The sequence below is a fragment of the Acinetobacter sp. NEB149 genome (genome assembly GCF_012516415.1).
Taxonomy (GTDB): Bacteria; Pseudomonadota; Gammaproteobacteria; order Pseudomonadales; family Moraxellaceae; genus Acinetobacter; species Acinetobacter lwoffii_V.
Genome location: NZ_CP051208.1, coordinates 1,463,961 through 1,483,951, shown reverse-complemented (window position 1 = coordinate 1,483,951; position 19,991 = coordinate 1,463,961). Strand labels below are relative to the sequence as shown.

The following is a 19,991-nucleotide window of genomic DNA, read 5'->3' as shown; positions in this document are numbered from 1 at the left end:
CCAAGCGACTTAAAGTATCATGCCAGGAGCGATATCTCTTTATAAATAAAATGTGATCCTTAAATCAATGCTGCAGCACACCAGTGCACAAAAATAAGTCAGTTTTTAGACCAAAGATAGCTGCTGAACAAAATACAGCATTTTTGAAAAATATTTGAAAATGATTCAGCAAACTACAGCAATCCCAAGCAATCGTGTAAACTTAGGACTTTCATTTTTAATGTGATATTTGAACATGGCAACTGTTGATCTTTTTGCGATTGGTAATGCGCTGATTGACCAAGAATTTAAAGTTTCTGATGACTTTTTAACTGCACATCACTTGCAAAAAGGCACCATGCAACTTGCAGATGGTGAGACTCAGGCCACTCTTTATCAAAATCTTCAAGCGACTCAAGTGTATAAGGGTCAGGCTTCAGGCGGTTCAGCAGCCAACACTACCGTGGCATTTTCTGCGCTCGGTGGTTCTGCATTTTATGGCTGTCGTGTCGGAAATGACGAACTGGGGCACATCTACCTGAAGGGTTTGAATGATGCAGGTATTAAGACCACCACCCAATCGATCAGTGAAGGCGTAACAGGGACATGTATGGTTCTGGTCAGCCCTGATTCTGAACGTACCATGCATACCTATCTGGGTATTACGGCCGAACTGACTGATCAACAAATTGATTTCAGCGCACTAAATAGCGCGAAATGGCTATATCTCGAAGGTTATTTATCAACTTCTGACACAGCACGTCATGCGGTACAACAAGCACGTGATATTGCCCGTGCCAATGGCGTTAAAATTGCCCTAACTTTATCTGATCCTGCCATGGTGCAATACGCGCGTGCCGGTTTGGATGAAATGATTGCAGATGGTGTAGACTTGCTGTTATGTAACCAGCAAGAAGCGCTGATGTATACAGAAACAGATAATCTTGAGGCAGCCCTGCTTAAATTAAAAACAATCAGTCAGCACGTTGTCATTACATTGTCAGCTGAAGGCGCACTGATTTCGGATTATCAAAATACATTTACTGTTCCTGGCCGTAAAGTGCCTGCAGTAGATGCCAACGGTGCCGGTGATGCTTTTGCCGGGGCTTTCCTGTACGGATTGAATGCTAATTTGGGTCTTCAAGCTGCGGCTGAACTGGCGATTCTCATTTCGAGCCAGGTGGTTTCACAATTTGGTCCACGCCTGGCAGTTGAAGACTATGCGGCATTATTACAAGACTTTCAAAAGGAATGTGCTTAATGTTTAAAATTTGCATGACCGAAGACGTTCCAGAACGCGAAGCACGCTCTTTTGAGCTTCCCGATGGAGATAATATCTTTATCACACAGCGTGACGGTGCCTTCTATGCCTATCAAAACCTGTGTCCGCATTTGCAGGTCGAACTGGAATTTCTGGAAAACCAGTTTCTGGATCGCGATCAGGAATTTATTGAATGCTCCACGCATGGCGCCTTGTTTCTGGTAGAAAGCGGTGAATGCATTTCTGGGCCTTGCCAAGGTCAAGCACTTGAAAAAGTAGAGATTACCGTGCATTCTGATGGTGGAATTTACCTCTCAGAATAAGACTAAAACGGACTTCACCATGCCTGCATTTTTTCTAGACTATAACCTGATGCCTTTTCATCTGAGTTTATTGGCGATTATTCTGTTCGGTGTGGTGAAAACCATTGGTTTCTATTTTGGACTCAGACCCAGCAAGTTTCTGCAAAAAATTTCACCTTATGACTTTCAGCAGATGGATCTACTAAACGTCAAATTCTCCAAAACCTTGATTGTGTTTTTCTTCCTGATGAATTTTAGTTTTGCCGGCTATGTTTTACAGTTCCTGATCTATTCTCAGGAATTTAAATTTCTGCCTGCTTATTACCTGATTATTCCGGCTTTAATCATTGCGACTTTTTTTACTATTTTTATGATTCACTGTCTGGATCAGGTCATTCCACCTAAATATAAAAAGAACAATGTCAATTTACTTGGCCGTTTGGCGACAATTTCCAGTGGCAATGCCCGACCCGGTTTTTCTGCTCAAGCGCGGGTGCGAGATGAGTATGGGCAACTGCATTATGTACAGGTAGAACCTGAGTTTGGTGAACTCGGTTTTCAGTCGCAGATTATCCTGATTCGCATGAGAAAATCTCATTATGTTGCCAAGAAAATTTGTAAATCTAATCAGCTGTTCAGCATGAATCTAGATTAAATTCTAAATCATTTGATAGTTATTAAAAAATCCCGACAGATATCGGGATTTTTTAATGTCTATATTTATTTTTTAAGAAGTCCTGAAACCATATTCAATACATTTTGAATATCATTATTGGCTTCCTGCTTGCTGGTTTGCTCACCTTGTGGAGTAAGCGAATCAATAATCTGCGGCAAGACCTGTGAAATCGCACTATACACATCCTGCTTCGGTGCATGGGTTTGTTGTGCAACTGCTTCAACTTCCTGATCATCAAACAGGTTTTGCACCTGCTGCGGATCGACATTGGCATTTTCACCGGGGCCGGTCGACACCCAATCATCGACCTGGCTATTGAGCCCCTGTCCTTTTAGCTTGTCTAATGCACCCTGTAAACCGCCCTGTTTTTGAATCCAGGCCAGCACTAAAGGCAGTACTGCAATCAATAAGGTTTTACCAGTAGAACCACCCAATCCTGAACGAGGCTGAGCAGTACCTTGAGTACCACTACCACCGAACTGACTTATTACTGAACCTAAAATTGCCCCCAGACCATTTTGTCGAGTCTGCTGGCCGGTTTGATTTTGCTGGTTTTGAGTATTTTGATTTTGCTGAGAATTTGACTGGTTTAAATGCCCTAGCACAGACCCCAGGATATCTGCCAAGCCACCTTGTTGTGAGGACTTTTGCTGCGACTGCCCACCACCCAATGCCTGCTTTGCTAATATTTCCACAATACTACTCAGGTTTGTCATGTCCTATATCCTATGTGCATCTTAATTACAGAATACGGCCTGCCCTCATATTGTCTAGGCAAGATTGTGTTAATATTTGCAATCTTGGTTAAGCAGGTTTTCGGTTTACCAGCGAAATTTATCCCAGTTTTCCGGATTAGCCCAAAATTTGGAGTTAAACCAGTCTGGCACGTGCTTATAGGTTAAAATATTAAACTGCCACAGCGCAAAATCGGCCTCATGTGTGGTCTTGTCAATCAGCTGGGTAAATCCTAAAGCTCTCAATAACTTTTCATTTTGCAGCCGGCTGATCACCACTAGCCGTTTGGCAAACAAATCACGTAATTTCACCAGAATTTGACTCATGATCTGTTCAGACAAATGTTCTGTTTCTGCAGTATCCAGCATCACCACAGCCAAGTCATAACGTTGCTGAAAAGGCAGATTTAAAAAGTCAGATACGCTAAAATAGGACCATTGAATAGCTGGCTGAAACTGGACTTGGCTCAAGTCCTGCCCAATACAAATAGCAGTATGAATTGGCTGTTCCTGTGCGAAATCGTCTAGCATTGAAGTAATGACATTCTGCTCAGCCATAACTGCATCCTTATGATTTAAGTGAGTAATTTTTATGGAACTTCAGGGCATTTGTCATAAAATGCACGTCGGCCTCAAGGACCTTAGTGTAACTGATCAACAGATACAGCGGGCAAATGTTGAATATAAATTAATTTTAGATCGTGCAGAAATTGATCTTCCGTTTAATTTAGGCCAAGAAATCGAGATTGAATGGACCGGTAATATTTACTGCGTGTCTTGTGGCAACAAAACTTCCAAATCATTTTCGCAAGGTCACTGTTTTAAATGTTTTAAAACCAATGCTTCATGTGATATGTGCATCATGAAGCCAGAGACGTGCCATTATCATTTGGGCACTTGCCGCGAAGATGAATTTGCACAGAATGTCTGCTTCCAACCACATATTGTCTATCTGGCCAATTCCAGTGCATTAAAGGTCGGCATTACCCGTACCAGCCAAATGCCGACTCGCTGGCTTGATCAGGGTGCCTCCCAAGCCCTGCCGATTATGAAAGTGGGCTCACGTCGTCTTTCCGGAAAGCTTGAGGTCATGTTTGGTACGCAGGTTGCTGATAAAACTGACTGGCGCAAGCTACTGAAAGGTGAAGCAGAACCATTGAACCTGATTGAAGTGCGTGAACAACTGCTGGAAGAATTTGCGCCTAAAATTCAAAGCATTCGCGAAGAATTTAATCAGAATCTAGAATTTAATGAAAATATTGAAGTATTGGAAGATGAATTCGCACGAGAGTTTATTTATCCGGTAGAACAATATCCGGAAAAGATTAAATCGCATAATCTGGATAAAACTCCTGTGATTCGTGGCAAATTACAAGGCATCAAGGGCCAGTATTTAATTCTGGATACTGGCGTGATTAATATGCGCAAATATACCGGTTATCAACTGATTATTCGTGCTTAAACCATTATTTGCCTAGAAAACAAAAAACCAGCCCGCAGGCTGGTTTTTTTATACAACAATTTTATTTGATTTTTGCCTGAGATTTCAGGTAACGCGTATAGTCATCAAATTCCTGCTGACCACGAAGTTGCTGATATAACTTCACCAACTCACTACGCTGTTCTGCACTTAATACATCCACCGGATTTTTCTTCACTTCTGATACCGCAACCACAACCAGTTCATTCGGCATTTTCGCTGTGGTCACTGACCAATGGCCTGCTTTTGGTGTCGGCAGACTAAAGGCCGCACGCTGTACATCACGTTTTAGTAAACCTTCAGCACGTGTGTAAACGCCAGCATCTTCAAAGATCAAATCACCTTTCGCCACTGCTGCAGCCGGTTTGGTTTTGAACTCATCCAAAGCTTTCTGAATTTTTGCTTTTGCCAAAGCAGCTGCCTTGTCTTCAATCAACTGAGCCTTAACACGGGGTTTTGCTTCTGCCAATGTTTGTTCGCCGGCTGCATGATAATTACGCACCTTTATCCAGGCTACATCACCATTGGCTAACTGAATGCTTGATGAAGCATTACGATCACCATTTTTAACATCGTCATTAAACAATTTGACTTTGAGGTTAGCATCGCTCAGCACAGGATCACGGGTCGAAAGTGTTACACCTTGGGCTTTCTGGACTTGTACACCTTTAACTTCCTGTGTAACGACATCCAGAGAATCACTTCCTACCACCATATCATTTAGCGTATTGACCGTATCAGAGAATGCATTGGATTTTTTAGCAGCCAAGGCTTCTTCAGACAAACGTGCTTTTTGTGATTCAAAAGAAGGAACTGCAACATCTGGCGTTTGCACAGAAATAATGTGGTAACCATAATCTGTTTTCACTGGTGCAGACACCTGACCCGATTTTAAAGAACTAACCGTCTGATCAAATGCAGTACCAAATACACCTTCTTCATAAACGGCAAGCGCGCCACCTTTAGACTTAGATTCAGGGTCTTCAGAATATTGTGCTGCTGCCTGAGCAAAAGTAGTACCGGCTTTAATTTTGGCTGCAATATCGGTCGCCAGTTTTTTTGCTTCAGCATCACTACGACTGTCCGCCGTAATTAAAATATGCTTCACATCTGGTTTAACTGTCTGTTTTTGTGTTGCAACAAAGGCGGTATAGGCTTCCTGAAGCTCAGCCTCTGTAACCGCTAAACTCTCCACCTGAATATCGCTTGGCTTTAACACCACATAGTCGACATCTACACTGGTCGGCTGTTTAAATAGCGTTTTGTGTTTTTCATAATAAGCAGCAATATCTGCATCCGTCACTTTGACATCTTTTTTATAGCTGTCCAGATTAATGCTGGAAATATGAATATGACGTTGTTCAGTTTGTAAATCGGCAATCTGCTGCATTTCGACTGGGCTTACCAGTGGATAATCCAGGAAAGTCGATGACAGCATCTTCAGCGCATGATCTTTACGTAAACTTTCAATCAAAGCGCGATTGGTCATGCCAATTGATTTTAGATAATTTTCATATAAAGCATTCGAGAACTTGCCATCTTGCTGGAAAGTAGGCTGCTGAGCAATCATCTGTTCAATTTGCTGGTCACTCAGACTGATCCCTAATTCTTCAGCCTGTTGCAGCAATAAAGTACGTGCAACCAGAGTATCCATGGCTTTCTGGTCAATGAAGCTTTGATTCAGTAAAGTTTCATCCCCATTGGCATAACTGAGATATTGTTCTTTAAATGATTTGGTCAGTGACTCTAATTCTTTTTGAGATATTTCAGTCCCGTTCACTGATTTTGCCGCATCAGAGTTTCCGCTGCTAAAATATCCTTCAATACCTACAAGTGCTAACGGGGTCAAAAACAGAACGAGCAAGACTTTGCCCAACCAACCCTTAATAACTTTACGAAAAGCTTCCATAAGTATTCCAATATTTTATTTGCAAAGGATTTTAACCGAAAATACCCATTGAATGAATGTGTTAATCATCACAATTAAATTTATCAATAAAAAACGCGCCAAAGAAGGCGCGTTTCGTCGCTGGGTAAGCTTAAGCTACAGCGTCTTTTAAGCCTTTACCTGCTTTGAAGCTAGGTACTTTGCTTGCTTTGATCTCAAGAGTAGCACCAGTTTGTGGGTTACGGCCAGTACGTGCAGCGCGTTCTTTCACACCGAAAGTACCAAAACCCACTAAAGTTACTGTATCACCCGATTTTAAAGCTTCAGTAACAGAAGCAATTGTAGCATCTAAAGCTTTACCTGCGTCAGCCTTAGATAATCCCCCTTTTTCTGCAATTGCATCAATTAATTCTGATTTATTCATGAAGATTACGTCCTCTTAATATCGTTTATTTAAGGTTCAAGAATTGGTTTAACATGCCATAACGCCTTTATAGCAATGCTTTAGGTATAAACGCAATACTTAAGAACCTCTTTTTTTTCAAAAAATATGCGAAAAAAACATTGAATAATAAATAAAGTCATTTTATTTAAGTTTTTTCGGCAATTCTTCTTTCATTTTTTCTTGTTCCGCAGTCAACTGATCAACCTTGGCATGCAACTGGAGAATTAAACGTTCCAAATACTGTACATCCTTCAGTGTGACTAATCCTATACGATTCAATGAGTGATGAACAGAGTTGTCGATTAATTTTTCCACTTTGTCTTTGGTGTCTGTGACCGACTCTTTGGCTTTTTCTGAAACCTTCTCTACAGTTTGATCGGCAATATCTGCAGTTTTAGATTCAAGTTCTTCCCCGACCTTGACCAGCGAGTCAAACAGTTTATTGCCTTCCTCTTCTGCACGTGAAAATGCCCCAAGTCCAGCCAACCAGATCTGTTTGGTGTATTTACGAAAATCAAGAACCGATTTGCGCTCCGAGGCAGATTTAGACTTGGGTTTCAGCATTTTCTCATTCGAAGGTTCAGCTGAGTCTTGTGCTGTTTTTGACTTGTCCATGTGCACGGCTCCTGTTTGTTTTCTGCGCAATTATTATAAATTATTCTACAAAACCACTGCATAATAGCAAATTTAGTACTTGATAGATTTGATAAACTGTTCTACAAAGCAATTTATTTCAAGTCTAATTTGATTTAACCCTGAAATCTCTTCACAAGCAGGAAGCTTTTTCACTTTATATTTCAGGTAAGGATTGGTTGTATATGAGCGAATCGCAACAAAGTCAAAATCAACCGCATTTGTTGCTTACGATGACGTTAATTGTTTTAGAGACAATATTTACTTTCATTCTCAAGCATGATCGTGTCGTTGCATTACAGGCCAAAAAGTTTGTAGATAAAAACATCTCGATTAAAATCAATAGCTATATTCCATATTTCGACTTTTATGTGCAATTCACCCCCAATGGACTATTATTTGACCACAAAGCACCGGGCCGCATTGTCGACCTGGATGTGCGCACTACACTTCCCGATCTGATTAAAATTTTCATTTTTGGCAATCGTCGTAGCATTCGCAGCATGCGCATTGATGGCAATCAGGTTTTAAAAGATGAGTTTCGTGATCTGTTAACCGTATTCAGCTTGCCAAAAGTACTAGCCGACTGGAAACACTGGCTGTCTGATGCGCCGACGGATGAAGCGGAAATTATTGCTTCTAAAAAGCGTATTGCACCGCTTTTAAAGAAAATTGAAGAACAGCGCTCCAAGATCAATACCCTGCAAGTGGAAGTCAAACAGTATAAAAACCGCCTGAAACGGATCGAACGCCGTCAAAAGCGTATTAATATCATTTTTGGCCTGAGCAGCGTACTTTTGATTATGTTATTAGTGTATAATTGGCTGAGCATGTAAATCTTTCATTCTCCAAAAATTAAATCCCACTAAGGTCTACTAAAAATAACTTGACTAATTTAGTCGGGATTCATAAAATCTACACATCTAGTCTAACCATGTGTATCGAATCATGCGCCTAACCACTCGCGGTCGCTACGCTGTGACTGCTCTACTTGATCTAGCTTTGCAGCCTTCTGAAAAAACGATAACGCTCGCTGAAATTGCAGCACGTCAAACTATTTCTGTTGCTTATCTTGAGCAGTTATTTGCGAAGCTCAAGCGTCATGGTTTAGTTTCTAGTGTTCGTGGCGCAAATGGTGGTTACCATTTAGCACGTAATGCAGATGAAATTACTGTGTTAGCAATTATTGAAGCTGTAAACGAAACAGTTGATGCGACTCGCTGTGACCATAAAGGCAATTGCCAGAATGGCGCGATGTGCTTGACTCATGATTTATGGCAGGAACTCTCCCATCACATCGCCGATTATTTAGAAAAAATCTCGCTTGCTGATCTGGTTGCACGTGACAACGTCCAGACTGTGTCATTACGCCAAAAATCAGCACCTTTAGATTCAGCCCTTTTATCGGTTACAGGTATTTGACATGAAACGTCCGATTTATCTTGATTATGCAGCTACAACTCCTGTAGATCCTCAGGTTGCTGAACGTATGATGGAATGCTTAACATTCGATGGTACCTTTGGTAATGCGGCATCTCGTTCACACGCGTATGGTTGGCAAGCAGAAGAAAAAGTTGAATATGCACGTGAACAAGTTGCGAATTTAATTAAAGCTGATCCACGTGAAATCGTATGGACTTCAGGTGCAACCGAGTCAGACAACCTTGCGCTTAAAGGTGTGGCTCATTTCTATGCATCTAAAGGTAAACATATCGTTACCTCTAAAATCGAACATAAGGCAGTTTTAGATACCTGTCGTGAGCTTGAGTCTGAAGGTTTTGAAATTACCTATATTGAGCCTCAACCTCAAACCGGTTTAATTACGCCTGAAATGGTACAGGCAGCGATCCGTCCAGACACAATTCTTGTTTCCCTGATGATGGTAAACAATGAAATCGGTACTGTGACTGATGTTGCAGCGATTGGTGAAATCACTCGCGCCAACAAGATTTTCTTCCATGTCGATGCAGCTCAGGCAGCGGGTAAAGTTGAAATTGATCTTTCAACTTTAAAAGTAGATTTGATGAGCTTCTCTGCGCATAAGATCTATGGCCCTAAAGGTATTGGCGCACTGTTTGTACGTCGTAGCCCGCGTGTACGCCTTAAAGCTGAAATGCATGGTGGCGGCCATGAACGTGGTATGCGTTCAGGTACCCTTGCGACTCACCAGATTGTAGGTATGGGTGAAGCGTTTGAACTTGCAGGCAAAAACTTGGAAGCTGAACAGACTCGTTTACGTGTACTTCGCGACAAGCTGTGGAATGGTTTACAAGGTCTTGAACAAGTGTTCCTGAACGGCCATCCAACACAAAACGTAGCGAACTACCTGAATATTAGCTTCAACTTCGTTGAAGGCGAATCATTGATGATGGCATTGAAAGATGCTGCGGTATCTTCAGGTTCGGCATGTACATCTGCAACACTTGAACCATCTTATGTACTTCGTGCATTGGGTCTTTCAGACGAACTTGCACACAGTTCGATCCGCTTCAGCTTCGGTAAATACACCACTGAAGAAGATATCGATCACGTATTGACTATCACTAAAGCTGCTGTTGAGAAGTTACGTGAACTTTCTCCGCTTTGGGATATGTATAAGGAAGGTATTGACCTTTCTAAAGTTGAGTGGGCTGAGCACTAATTTTCATTCTGAGATAGTGACAAATCCGTTGCTATCTCATTGAGAAAAGTTTTTTTACCCCCATATTTAATACTGAGGCTGACCCCGAGGTTTGGAGAAGCAACATGGCTTATAGCGAAAAAGTAATTGATCATTACGAAAACCCTCGTAATGTTGGCGTTTTAGATAAAAATGCTGAAAACGTTGGTACTGGTATGGTTGGTGCGCCAGCATGTGGTGACGTGATGCGTTTACAGATTCAGGTAAACGATGAAGGCGTGATTGAAGAAGCACGTTTCAAAACTTATGGTTGTGGTTCTGCCATTGCATCAAGTTCACTTGTGACCGAATGGCTCAAAGGTAAAACTTTGGATCAAGCTCAAGCGATCAAGAACATTGATATTGCAACTGAACTTGCACTTCCACCAGTAAAAGTACACTGCTCTGTTCTTGCTGAAGATGCAATCAAAGCAGCTGTAGAAGACTACCGTAGCAAGAAAGTTAAAGCTTAATTGTTCCACGTTTTGAAATTTTAACGGAGTTTTCATGATCCATTTAACTGAAAATGCTGCAACTCATATCAGCAATTATTTAAAAAATCGCGGTAAGGGTGAAGGCATTCGCGTTGGTGTGAAAACTTCAGGCTGTTCTGGTCTGGCCTATGTGCTCGAGTTCGTCGATGAAGTCGATACACATGACCAAGCCTTTGAGCAGTTTGGGGTTAAAGTATTCGTTGACCCGAAAAGCCTGGTTTATCTTGAAGGTATGGAGATGGACTATGTTAAAAACGGCTTGAACGAAGGCTTCGAATTTAACAACCCCAACAAAAAAGGCGAATGCGGTTGTGGTGAATCCTTCACTGTATAAACCCGGCAGTTATTCTCTTTTTGACATTAAAACAGTGTGTTTCACACTGTTTTAATTGCATTTATACAGTTACTTTTGCACATTAATCGCGGATCCCATCTCCCATGAATCATTTTGAGTTGTTCAACCTTCCTGTAGCACTCGATATTGATTTAGCGGCTTTAAAGACTGAATTTTTAAAGTTGCAGCAACAATATCACCCAGATAAAGCTGAAGACAAAGATCAGGCTCTGATTAAATCAAGTGATATCAATCAGGCATTTAAAACCTTGTCAGCGGTCGATAGCCGTGCAGCGTATTTACTGTCTCTCAAGAAACAGGATTATCACTTAGATCAGTCGATCAGTGATTTTGAATTCTTGCAGGACGCTCTGGAAATTCGTGAACAACTTGACGATGCAACTTCTGCTGAAGATTTAACTTCACTGAAAGTCGAAGTCCAGCAATGGATTGAGGGCTTGGTTCGCGAGTTCAAAATTGATTATGCGGATGAAGACTGGGCCGAAGCACGCGATACAGTGCGCAAACTACGCTTCTTCGTTAAAGTCATGGCCGATATCGACAAAGCGGAAGACCGCTTCCTGGACGATGACAGCTTTGATCTTGATGATGATTTCTAATTTTTAGTATTTAATATTTAACGTGCAAAGGATGTAACACTATGGCTCTCTTGCAAATTGCAGAACCAGGTCAATCAAGTGCACCACATGAACACCGCATTGCGATTGGTATCGATTTAGGCACCACCCACTCTTTGGTTGCCACGGTTCTTTCAGGTAAAGCCAAAGTACTTAATGACGAACAAGGTCGTGTGCTACTTCCTTCTATCGTGCATTATGCAGAACAACAGACTCAATACGGCAATGAAGCTGCGCCTTTCATTACTACTGACCCTAAAAACACCATCGTTTCTGTAAAACGTTTTATGGGTCGCTCGAAAGCTGACATCAAATTCCAGCATCCTTATGCGTTGGTTGGTGAAGCGAATGAAATGCCGGCTTTTGAAACCGCACAAGGCCGTAAGACGCCGGTTGAGATTTCTGCAGAAATTTTAAAGCAGTTGAAAGACCGCGCTGAAGCCAGTCTGCAAAATCCGGTCAATGGTGCCGTTATTACTGTTCCGGCCTACTTTGATGAAGCACAGCGTCAGGCAACCCGTGATGCTGCTCAACTTGCTGGCTTGAATGTTTTACGTTTGTTGAATGAGCCAACCGCTGCTGCTGTTGCTTATGGTCTCGATCAGGAAAGCAATCTAAGTACAGATCGCAACTATGTGATCTACGACTTGGGTGGTGGTACCTTTGACGTTTCGATTCTGCGTTTTAGTCAAGGTGTGTTTGAAGTTCTGGCAACCGGTGGCCACACTGCCCTCGGTGGTGATGACCTAGATCGTTTGATCCTGAAATGGGCCAAGAAACAACTGAATATTGACACCTTGAATGATGCAGAATATGCACATTTTGTGGTTGCAGCACGTAAAGCCAAAGAAGCTTTGTCTGATGCAGATTCAGTTCAACTCAAATTGCTTGATCAGGTATTGACGCTTGACCGTCCGACATTTGAAGAGATCATTAAAGTTGCTTTGGATAAGACCATCAGCGTATGTAAGCGTGTGATGCGTGATGCCAAGCTTGAACTGGATGACATTCAAAATGTCGTTTTGGTCGGTGGCTCAACCCGTTCTTATGCAGTACAAAAAGCCGTGCGTGAAGTATTCAATCAAGAACCACTATGCACTATTAATCCGGATGAAGTGGTTGCGATTGGCGCATCAATTACTGCGAACCAATTGATTGGCAACTCAACTGATGGCTCATTACTATTAGACGTGACGCCTCTGTCTCTTGGTCTTGAAACCATGGGCGGACTGGTTGAACGATTAATTTCGCGTAATACTGCGATTCCAGTCGCTCGTCGTCAGGAATTTACGACTTATCAAGATGGCCAGACTGCCATGTTGATTCATGTGGTTCAAGGTGAACGTGATCTGGTTGAGCATTGCCGTAGTTTAGGGCGTTTTGTCCTGCATGGCATTCCACCAATGACTGCCGGTCAGGCACGTATTGAAGTGACGTTCCAGGTCGATGCAGATGGCTTGCTGACTGTATCTGCCAAAGAAACCACCTCTGGCGTGACGGCTCAAATCGATATCAAACCATCTTATGGTTTATCGGGTGAAGATACTGAACGTCTGTTGCTAGACGGTTATAAGTTCGCTGAAGAAGATAAGAATCTTCGTCATTTGAATGAAACCAAAGTGGAAGCACAGCGTGAGCTGGAAGCACTGGTTCAGGCACTCCAAGCGGATGCCGGTCTGTTGACTGAAGATCAACTTGCAGCACTGCAAACTGCGCAAGCACAACTTGAAACTCAGCTTCAGGGTTCAGATATCAAAGCGATTGAATCTGCCGTTGAACAGCTTAAAATACATAGTGATGCTTTTGCAGCAGCACGTATGAATCAACATATTGATGCAGCTCTTAAGGGCACTAAACTCGACGACTGGTCAAACTCAAACTAATTTAAGGTAACGACTATGCCACGTATTAAAGTTCTTCCACATGCGCAGATTTGCCCCGAAGGTGCTGAGTTTGAAGTCGAACAAAATGCCAATCTTTGCGAAAGCCTGCTAAAAAATGGCATTAAAATCGAACATGCTTGCGATATGTCAGCAGCGTGTACCACCTGCCATGTAGTGGTACGCAAAGGTTTTGACAGCCTGGAAGAAATGGATGATGTTGAAGCTGACTTACTCGATCGTGCCTGGGGTTTAGAACCTGATTCACGTCTTTCTTGTCAGGTTAAACTGGACGATGAAGATCTGGAAATTGAAATTCCAAAATACACCATTAACCATGCGTCAGAAAATCACTAAGATTTTCGTTGCAGGCTAAAATAAAAAACCACGCTCATGCGTGGTTTTTTCTCTTTATAAGAAACAATTAAAGTAAATTTACATGAACTTTAAATGTGTTCAATTACTTCATCCTCAAGCTTCAATTTGACAATACCTTGTGAATTGGTCATTTTCTGCTGAGTTTCAATGCGTTTAATCATTTTTTCTAGTACATGAATCAGCTCAGGATATTCAAAGTTTTGCACTTCATCCAGATTCAGCAATAAATGAAAGCCCTTATATTCATAATCGAACCAGCGCTGATACTCGACTTTCTGAGACGCATATTTTTCCATGACCTGCCAGGTTCTTACATGTGCTTTAATGCCTTTCAAGAATATCGGCTTTTTCGGTGCACAAAGATAATCATCTTTGATCAGATTATGAGTATCTTCCGAAATCAGGATTTCATCGACTTCCGCTGCACTTTGCAAACGCGCTGCCAGATTGGCATCACGTCCTACAATGGTATAAGCCATACGATGCGTAGCCCCATAATTCCCTACGTGGCAATAACCGGTTGAAATCCCCATGCGGATATGCAGTGGCGGATAACCCATTTTAATCCAGCGTTCCCGCAGCAATTTCATTTGCTGACGCATCGCCAATGCCATTTCCATACAGTTCTTAGCATCCTGTTCCACACCTTCGGAGTTCGGATCACCAAAGAAAATCAGGATGGCATCACCCATGAATTTATCGACAGTCGCTTCATAATTTTTAGCGATTTCGGTCATATGCCGAAGATAGTCATTCAACAGGAATGCTAAATCATCTGGAATCAGAGTTTCAGATAGCTCTGTAAAGCCTTGAATATCAGAGAAAAAGATCGTCAACTTTTTACGTTTATATTCAATTTTGGCTTCAGATTCACCTTTCATAATGGATTGCCATAACTGCACGGGCGCATAGCGACTCAGCTGATTGGCAAATTCCATATAACGGTTCATCTGTTCGAAATAATGGTCTTTTTTCTGGGTCATGTATTGCACACGACCACTTTGATAAAAACTTCCGACACCAAAATAGGTAATCAGACAGATAAAGCCTAAAACGGTCAACTCACTGCTGGTCGGTTCGAAATAATTATTAAACCCAAAGACCAGAATATTGGCCAGATAAAAAAGCGTAATCCCGATCAGGCTGGCTAGAGATGCCATCATAAATGAAATTTTATTGCTGATCGCGGTATAGAGCACTGCGACCAGACCCAGCAAGGACAAGACCAAGTCCAGATGCACGGCCGCCAAAACCACCGAAATGACAATGACATCAATCAGGAAAAGAATATTACGCCGGATGTGATAATCATGACGATAGATCAGCCAGCGAGATAGTTTCGGTGTAATTAGCAAAACCAGAAACAAAAAAAATGGAACAAAAAGCTGATACTGGGTATCTGGTTCAGTGTAATGAAAGACGACCAGAACCACAGACAGCATGATGTATCCCATCATGCGATGGAAATACTCAAACTGATGGGGTTCTTTTTGAATCCAGTCGTCTAATTGCACTCACTCCCTCCCTGAAGTCCGCAACTGTTCATGGTTCTCGGAATGCCTTGGCTGATTAGTCCATGCGCCAGTCAAATGGCATGTCGCCCTGACCACGTAAAGCCAGCATTAAGGTTTGACGCATATGTGCCAATACTTCACTGCTATAAGGAACAGCAGGTGTACCCCAAACAGGCTTCGGCCATGCAACGTCGTTCTGATAACGAACTACATGATGAAAATGCAATTGCGGCACCATATTACCCAGCGCTGCTACATTCATTTTATCTGCACGGAAAACACGTGCCAGCTGGCTTGATAACCAGCTTGACTCTCTTAAAAACTGCTCTTGGTCAGCTTGACTCAATTCATATAATTCAGAGACACCCGGCACACGTGGAATCAGAATGAGCCAGGGAAATTGCATATCATTCATCAAACGACATGTTGACAAAGGAAAGTCGCCTACAAAAAACGTATCTTGAGCAAGTTGTGGATGCAAACTAAACATATCTTTATAAATGATGCAAAATTAGAATGATGGCTAATACTAACATATCCAACTGAAGCTGAATATTGAAAGCAATGTGTTTAAAGACAAATTCTCATGATTTGTTGCGAAGCACATCACAACAATTACTGTAAACAATTCATTAAAAAAATCAAGCCTGTTGTTCCTGCAAACTTCATTGGAAAATGAAATCCAAACTGAATTTTCAGGCTGATTTAATCGAATAAAATCAGTGCAATTCTTTAAGCAGACTGTCCAGTAAATCCTGTATAAACTGAATCCGCTTTTGATAGTCTTCCAGCATGACCATGACTTTTAGACGTTGACCGCCATCCATCCGGAAATAGGTCGGATGTTTCTGCATCATCTGGATAATCGTCATGGCTTGAACCGGAGTATCCGGTGCAAATTCAATATGCCCACCCTGACTGCTGATATCAATTTTAGTAATACCAAGCTGCTCGGCTTTCAATCGAATCTGATGTACAGCAAAGAGCTGTTTGACCGGTTGCGGCGGTATACCAAAACGATCGATCAATTCCATCCGGATATTGTCCAGTTTTTCCTGGGTATCAGTATTACTGATGCGTTTATAGAACAACAGACGTTGATGCACATCACCCAGATATTCATCTGGAATCAACGCTGGCATATGCAGGGTAATTTCGGCAGTCAATGACAATGGTGCATCGAAGTTTGGCGTTTTGCCTTTTTGAATGGCTTTGGTGGCTTTTTCCAGCATTTCCATATACAGGCTATAACCAATAGCCTGCATCGAACCACTCTGCTGCTCACCTAGTAACTCACCTGCGCCGCGAATTTCCAGATCTTCGGTTGCCAGCATAAAACCGGCACCCAAGGTCGAAGCACGCTGAATGGCATCCAGACGTTTTTCTGCATCACCTTTTAAGGCTTTTAAAGACGGCACCATTAAGTAGGCATAAGCCTGATGGTGTGAGCGTCCTACACGTCCGCGTAGCTGATGTAATTGTGCCAGGCCCAGCTTGTCAGCACGTTCAATCAGAATGGTATTGGCATTCGGAACATCAATCCCGGTTTCAATAATGGTCGAACATACCAGAACATTGTATTCCTTGTGATAGAACTGCTGCATCACCTGCTCCAGTTCACGTTCACGCATCTGCCCGTGGGCCACAATCACCCGCGCTTCCGGCACCAGTTTACGGATATGCTCGGCGGCACGATCGATTGTATCAACTTCATTATGCAGAAAATAAACCTGACCACCGCGCAGCAATTCACGCAGAATCGCTTCTTTAATGGTGTCATCGGTATGTTCCTGCACAAAGGTTTTCACCGCAAGACGGCGTGCCGGCGGTGTGGCGATAATCGACAGATCACGCATGCCACTAAAGGCCATATTCAGTGTCCGTGGAATTGGAGTTGCAGTCAGTGTCAGCATGTCGACATCGGCACGCATCGCCTTGATTCGTTCCTTGTCGCGCACCCCGAAACGATGCTCTTCATCGACAATCATCAAGCCAAGATTCTTAAACTGAACATTTTCCTGCAAAATCTTATGTGTACCAATCACAATATCGACTTTACCTTCAATCAGGTCGTCAATGGTCTTGGTATGTGCTTTGGAAGAGCCGAAACGTGACAGCACTTCAATCCGGACTGGCCAGTCGGCGAAGCGGTCTTTGAATGAATCATAATGCTGCTGTGCCAGCAAAGTGGTCGGTACCAGAATCGCCACCTGCCGGTTATTCTGTACTGCAACAAATGCGGCACGCATTGCGACTTCTGTTTTACCAAACCCGACATCACCACACACCAGACGATCCATCGGCTTGGCCTGCTGCATGTCATGCAACGTCGCTTCAATCGCATTGGCCTGATCCAGTGTTTCTTCATAGGCAAAGCCACTGGCAAATTGCATATACAGGCTTTGATCGATTTCAAAACTGATCCCGGGCTTGGAAGAACGCCGTGCCTGAATATGCAGCAATTCGGCCGCGACATCGTGAATCTGTTCCAGCGCTTTACGTTTGGCTTTATTCCATGCGTCCGTACCCAGTTTATGCAAAGGTGCCAGATCCGGATCACCACCACTGTACCGGCTGATTAAGTGTAGATTGGTCACCGGCACATAGACTTTGGCGGCATCCGCATAATCCAGCTGCAAAAATTCGTGATCCTGATCATCAATACTTAGGGTGACCAGACCGGCATAACGTCCGACCCCATAATCGATATGTACCACAGGCGCGCCCATGGTCAGCTCAGTTAGACTTCGGATCAGAAACTCTTCGGAAACTTCCTGTTGACGTTTGCGACGGCGCTGTACCACGCGATGTTCATACAGCTGATTTTCAGAAATTACGCTGACACGATCGGTCAATACCAGACCACGCTCTAAAGGCGCATTGGTAATGGCAATTGCATACAGAGATTGAATAAAACTATCAAAATTTTCAACCGTGGGGATATCACCCAGACTTGGCCTTAAGGCATCTTTAAGACTTTCCCGGCGTCCAGCACTTTCAGCCACTAGCAATACCGGATGATTAGCCTGATCAATATATTTTTTGATTTCATGAAACGGTTTTTCACGTTTCGGATCTACGGGCAGACGCGGTGGCAACTGGGTATCAAGATTCAATACCCCAGCTTTTTGATCAAAAGATGTTTGTGCGGCAATGATGCGTGCAAACTGGTTCAGCTGCTCCAGCACCTGATTGGTCTGAAAAAACAGGCTTTCAGGCGGCATGATCGGTTGGTCGACATTGTGGCGACGATCTTCATAACGGCGCACCACATCTTGCCAAAACTGGCTGAGACTTTCGTCCAGAGCCTTATCTGTAATGACAATGCCATTCTTCGGTAGGTACGAAATCAGTGAACTTTGGCCTTGCATGGCTTCCGCGCTGAAAAACAAGGGCAAATAAAACTCGATTCCCGGCGAGACTATGCCATCCATCACATCCTGATAGATCGGGTTTTTCTTTGGATTCGCGGTCGGGAAAAATTCGGCATAGCGGTCACGGAAAGTGGCACGACCTTCCTTGAGCGGAAATTCCTGTGCCGGCAATACGGTAAACTGCTGCAAACTTTGCGTGGTGCGCTGAGTTTCGGCATCGAAAAATTTCAGGCTTTCAATTTCATCATCAAACAGGTCAATCCGAATCGGTGCTTCCTGTCCCGATGCGTAGATATCCATGATACTGCCGCGTACCGCGAATTCACCTGGATCATAGACGGTATCGACCAGATGATAACCGGCCTGAATCAACTTTTTCTTTTGTTGTTCCAGATCAAATTTCTGACCGACATGAATATCGAAATGCTCACCCAGAATCCATGAGGTCGGCGCCACACGTTGTGCCAAAGTTGAGGCGGACAGCAACAGTACGCCAGTTTTTGGCATATTGGATAAGATTGCCAGACGTTCCGAGACAATATCCTGATGGGGGGAGAGACGGTCATAAGGCAAGATTTCCCAATCTGGAAAAATCGTGGGTTTAACCCCATAAAATTCCAGTTCACTTTCCAGTTGACCCAAATGCTGATTATTACGTGCAATCACGATAAATAAACGCGATTGCTGCTGCACGATTTCTTTGAGCAACAATGCCGTCGAGGAACCTTGCAGATTGCCTAACCAGCGTTTCTCGCCTGCTTTGAGTTGTGGTAAATTGAGTTGGGAAATTTCTTGTTGGAACATGGATATAGCTTTAAAGTCTAAATAACCTGAGGCTTATACTAGCACGATGATCTCAGGATATTTTGTTATTTTTATGCAGTCTTGCCACATCCATACGCTTCGATTTCAAGCCACTTTTAACACTTATTTTTTCTCTCGCAGAAAGTTACGATAATAATCATTTAACTTCTTGAGGATCATTTTAAATTGCAGCAGGTTCTCTTCGGTATTTCCCAAAGTCACATTAAAACGCTGATGGGCAATTTCCAGATCAATCTTTTCATTGATCAGCATCGCGGTGTCGTATAAAGCTTTTAAATCATCAAACTGTTTTAGACGGCGATTGGACAAATATTCTAAGCGTGTGGTCAGTTCCTGATTTAAATCAATGCCATCCACGATATAACCTGTGCCTTCGACATGCTGGATATTCTGCTCGTCTAAATATAGCTGTGCAGCAGTCGGTTTATTAGTTTTAAATAATGCACTGATTTTATCAAACATCGCCATTTACCCAGCCAAATAAAGTTCAGACCCTA

21 protein-coding genes are annotated in these 19,991 nt (G+C 42.8%); 12 read left to right on the top strand and 9 right to left on the bottom strand.

What is annotated here, in order from left to right; translation table 11 throughout:
* The first annotated feature begins 235 nt into the window (after positions 1-235).
* The 3 genes from HGD77_RS07125 to HGD77_RS07115 are packed head-to-tail and all read left to right on the top strand — an operon-like array spanning position 236 to position 2,197.
* Positions 236-1,240, top strand: coding sequence for an adenosine kinase (locus HGD77_RS07125; RefSeq protein WP_004646774.1), 1,005 nt, complete (start codon positions 236-238; stop codon positions 1,238-1,240).
* Between the two features lie 14 nt (positions 1,241-1,254).
* Positions 1,255-1,563, top strand: coding sequence for a Rieske (2Fe-2S) protein (locus HGD77_RS07120; RefSeq protein WP_004279797.1), 309 nt, complete (start codon positions 1,255-1,257; stop codon positions 1,561-1,563).
* 19 nt (positions 1,564-1,582) lie between these two features.
* Positions 1,583-2,197, top strand: coding sequence for an OB-fold-containig protein (locus HGD77_RS07115; protein WP_004279798.1), 615 nt, complete (start codon positions 1,583-1,585; stop codon positions 2,195-2,197).
* 65 nt (positions 2,198-2,262) lie between these two features.
* Here the strand turns inward: HGD77_RS07115 and HGD77_RS07110 are convergent, their stop codons facing one another.
* Positions 2,263-2,934 carry a YidB family protein gene (locus HGD77_RS07110; RefSeq protein ID WP_004646772.1) on the bottom strand — a complete coding sequence of 224 codons (672 nt, stop codon included), beginning with the start codon at positions 2,932-2,934 and terminating at the stop codon, positions 2,263-2,265.
* Positions 2,935-3,039: 105 nt separating this feature from the next.
* Positions 3,040-3,510: a DUF6231 family protein gene (locus HGD77_RS07105; protein ID WP_004279801.1), complete on the bottom strand. Its 471-nt coding sequence runs from the start codon at positions 3,508-3,510 to the stop codon at positions 3,040-3,042.
* 34 nt (positions 3,511-3,544) lie between these two features.
* Between HGD77_RS07105 and HGD77_RS07100 the strand changes: the two genes are divergently transcribed.
* Entirely contained in the window at positions 3,545-4,414 is an 870-nt protein-coding gene (locus HGD77_RS07100) for a DUF2797 domain-containing protein (protein WP_004646770.1), read from the top strand.
* Positions 4,415-4,475: 61 nt separating this feature from the next.
* On the opposite strand, the gene HGD77_RS07095 is transcribed toward HGD77_RS07100, so the two are convergent.
* The 3 genes from HGD77_RS07095 to HGD77_RS07085 form a co-directional block, all read right to left on the bottom strand.
* Complete coding sequence (locus HGD77_RS07095) at positions 4,476-6,341, bottom strand: SurA N-terminal domain-containing protein (RefSeq protein WP_004646769.1); 1,866 nt, start codon at positions 6,339-6,341, stop codon at positions 4,476-4,478.
* A gap of 130 nt (positions 6,342-6,471) precedes the next feature.
* Positions 6,472-6,744: an HU family DNA-binding protein gene (locus HGD77_RS07090; RefSeq protein WP_004279807.1), complete on the bottom strand. Its 273-nt coding sequence runs from the start codon at positions 6,742-6,744 to the stop codon at positions 6,472-6,474.
* A 162-nt stretch (positions 6,745-6,906) separates the two neighbouring features.
* Positions 6,907-7,380, bottom strand: coding sequence for a phasin family protein (locus tag HGD77_RS07085; RefSeq protein ID WP_168730761.1), 474 nt, complete (start codon positions 7,378-7,380; stop codon positions 6,907-6,909).
* 203 nt (positions 7,381-7,583) lie between these two features.
* Between HGD77_RS07085 and HGD77_RS07080 the strand changes: the two genes are divergently transcribed.
* The 8 genes from HGD77_RS07080 (at position 7,584) to fdx (ending at position 13,760) form a co-directional block, all read left to right on the top strand.
* On the top strand, positions 7,584-8,234 hold the full coding sequence (locus HGD77_RS07080; RefSeq protein ID WP_004646765.1) for a hypothetical protein: 651 nt from the start codon (positions 7,584-7,586) through the stop codon (positions 8,232-8,234).
* A 112-nt stretch (positions 8,235-8,346) separates the two neighbouring features.
* Positions 8,347-8,820, top strand: coding sequence for an Rrf2 family transcriptional regulator (locus tag HGD77_RS07075; RefSeq protein WP_004279811.1), 474 nt, complete (start codon positions 8,347-8,349; stop codon positions 8,818-8,820).
* Between the two features lies 1 nt (position 8,821).
* On the top strand, positions 8,822-10,039 hold the full coding sequence (locus HGD77_RS07070) for an IscS subfamily cysteine desulfurase (protein WP_004279813.1): 1,218 nt from the start codon (positions 8,822-8,824) through the stop codon (positions 10,037-10,039).
* A 104-nt stretch (positions 10,040-10,143) separates the two neighbouring features.
* On the top strand, positions 10,144-10,530 hold the full coding sequence (gene iscU / locus HGD77_RS07065) for a Fe-S cluster assembly scaffold IscU (protein WP_004279815.1): 387 nt from the start codon (positions 10,144-10,146) through the stop codon (positions 10,528-10,530).
* 34 nt (positions 10,531-10,564) lie between these two features.
* Positions 10,565-10,885: an iron-sulfur cluster assembly protein IscA gene (iscA, locus tag HGD77_RS07060; RefSeq protein ID WP_004279817.1), complete on the top strand. Its 321-nt coding sequence runs from the start codon at positions 10,565-10,567 to the stop codon at positions 10,883-10,885.
* 104 nt (positions 10,886-10,989) lie between these two features.
* Positions 10,990-11,505 (top strand): Fe-S protein assembly co-chaperone HscB, encoded by a 516-nt coding sequence (gene hscB, locus HGD77_RS07055; protein ID WP_004646764.1) that lies wholly within the window; start codon positions 10,990-10,992, stop codon positions 11,503-11,505.
* Between the two features lie 41 nt (positions 11,506-11,546).
* A complete protein-coding gene (gene hscA, locus HGD77_RS07050; protein ID WP_004646762.1) occupies positions 11,547-13,406 on the top strand; it encodes a Fe-S protein assembly chaperone HscA in 1,860 nt (619 codons plus the stop codon).
* 15 nt (positions 13,407-13,421) lie between these two features.
* On the top strand, positions 13,422-13,760 hold the full coding sequence (gene fdx, locus HGD77_RS07045) for an ISC system 2Fe-2S type ferredoxin (protein WP_004279821.1): 339 nt from the start codon (positions 13,422-13,424) through the stop codon (positions 13,758-13,760).
* A gap of 89 nt (positions 13,761-13,849) precedes the next feature.
* Here the strand turns inward: fdx and HGD77_RS07040 are convergent, their stop codons facing one another.
* The 4 genes from HGD77_RS07040 to HGD77_RS07025 form a co-directional block, all read right to left on the bottom strand.
* Positions 13,850-15,295 (bottom strand): adenylate/guanylate cyclase domain-containing protein, encoded by a 1,446-nt coding sequence (locus HGD77_RS07040; RefSeq protein WP_004729820.1) that lies wholly within the window; start codon positions 15,293-15,295, stop codon positions 13,850-13,852.
* 55 nt (positions 15,296-15,350) lie between these two features.
* Complete coding sequence (locus HGD77_RS07035; RefSeq protein ID WP_004646760.1) at positions 15,351-15,785, bottom strand: HIT domain-containing protein; 435 nt, start codon at positions 15,783-15,785, stop codon at positions 15,351-15,353.
* 229 nt (positions 15,786-16,014) lie between these two features.
* A complete protein-coding gene (gene mfd / locus HGD77_RS07030) occupies positions 16,015-19,473 on the bottom strand; it encodes a transcription-repair coupling factor (RefSeq protein ID WP_004646759.1) in 3,459 nt (1,152 codons plus the stop codon).
* Between the two features lie 123 nt (positions 19,474-19,596).
* A complete protein-coding gene (locus HGD77_RS07025; RefSeq protein ID WP_004646758.1) occupies positions 19,597-19,962 on the bottom strand; it encodes a hypothetical protein in 366 nt (121 codons plus the stop codon).
* Positions 19,963-19,991: the final 29 nt, after the last annotated feature.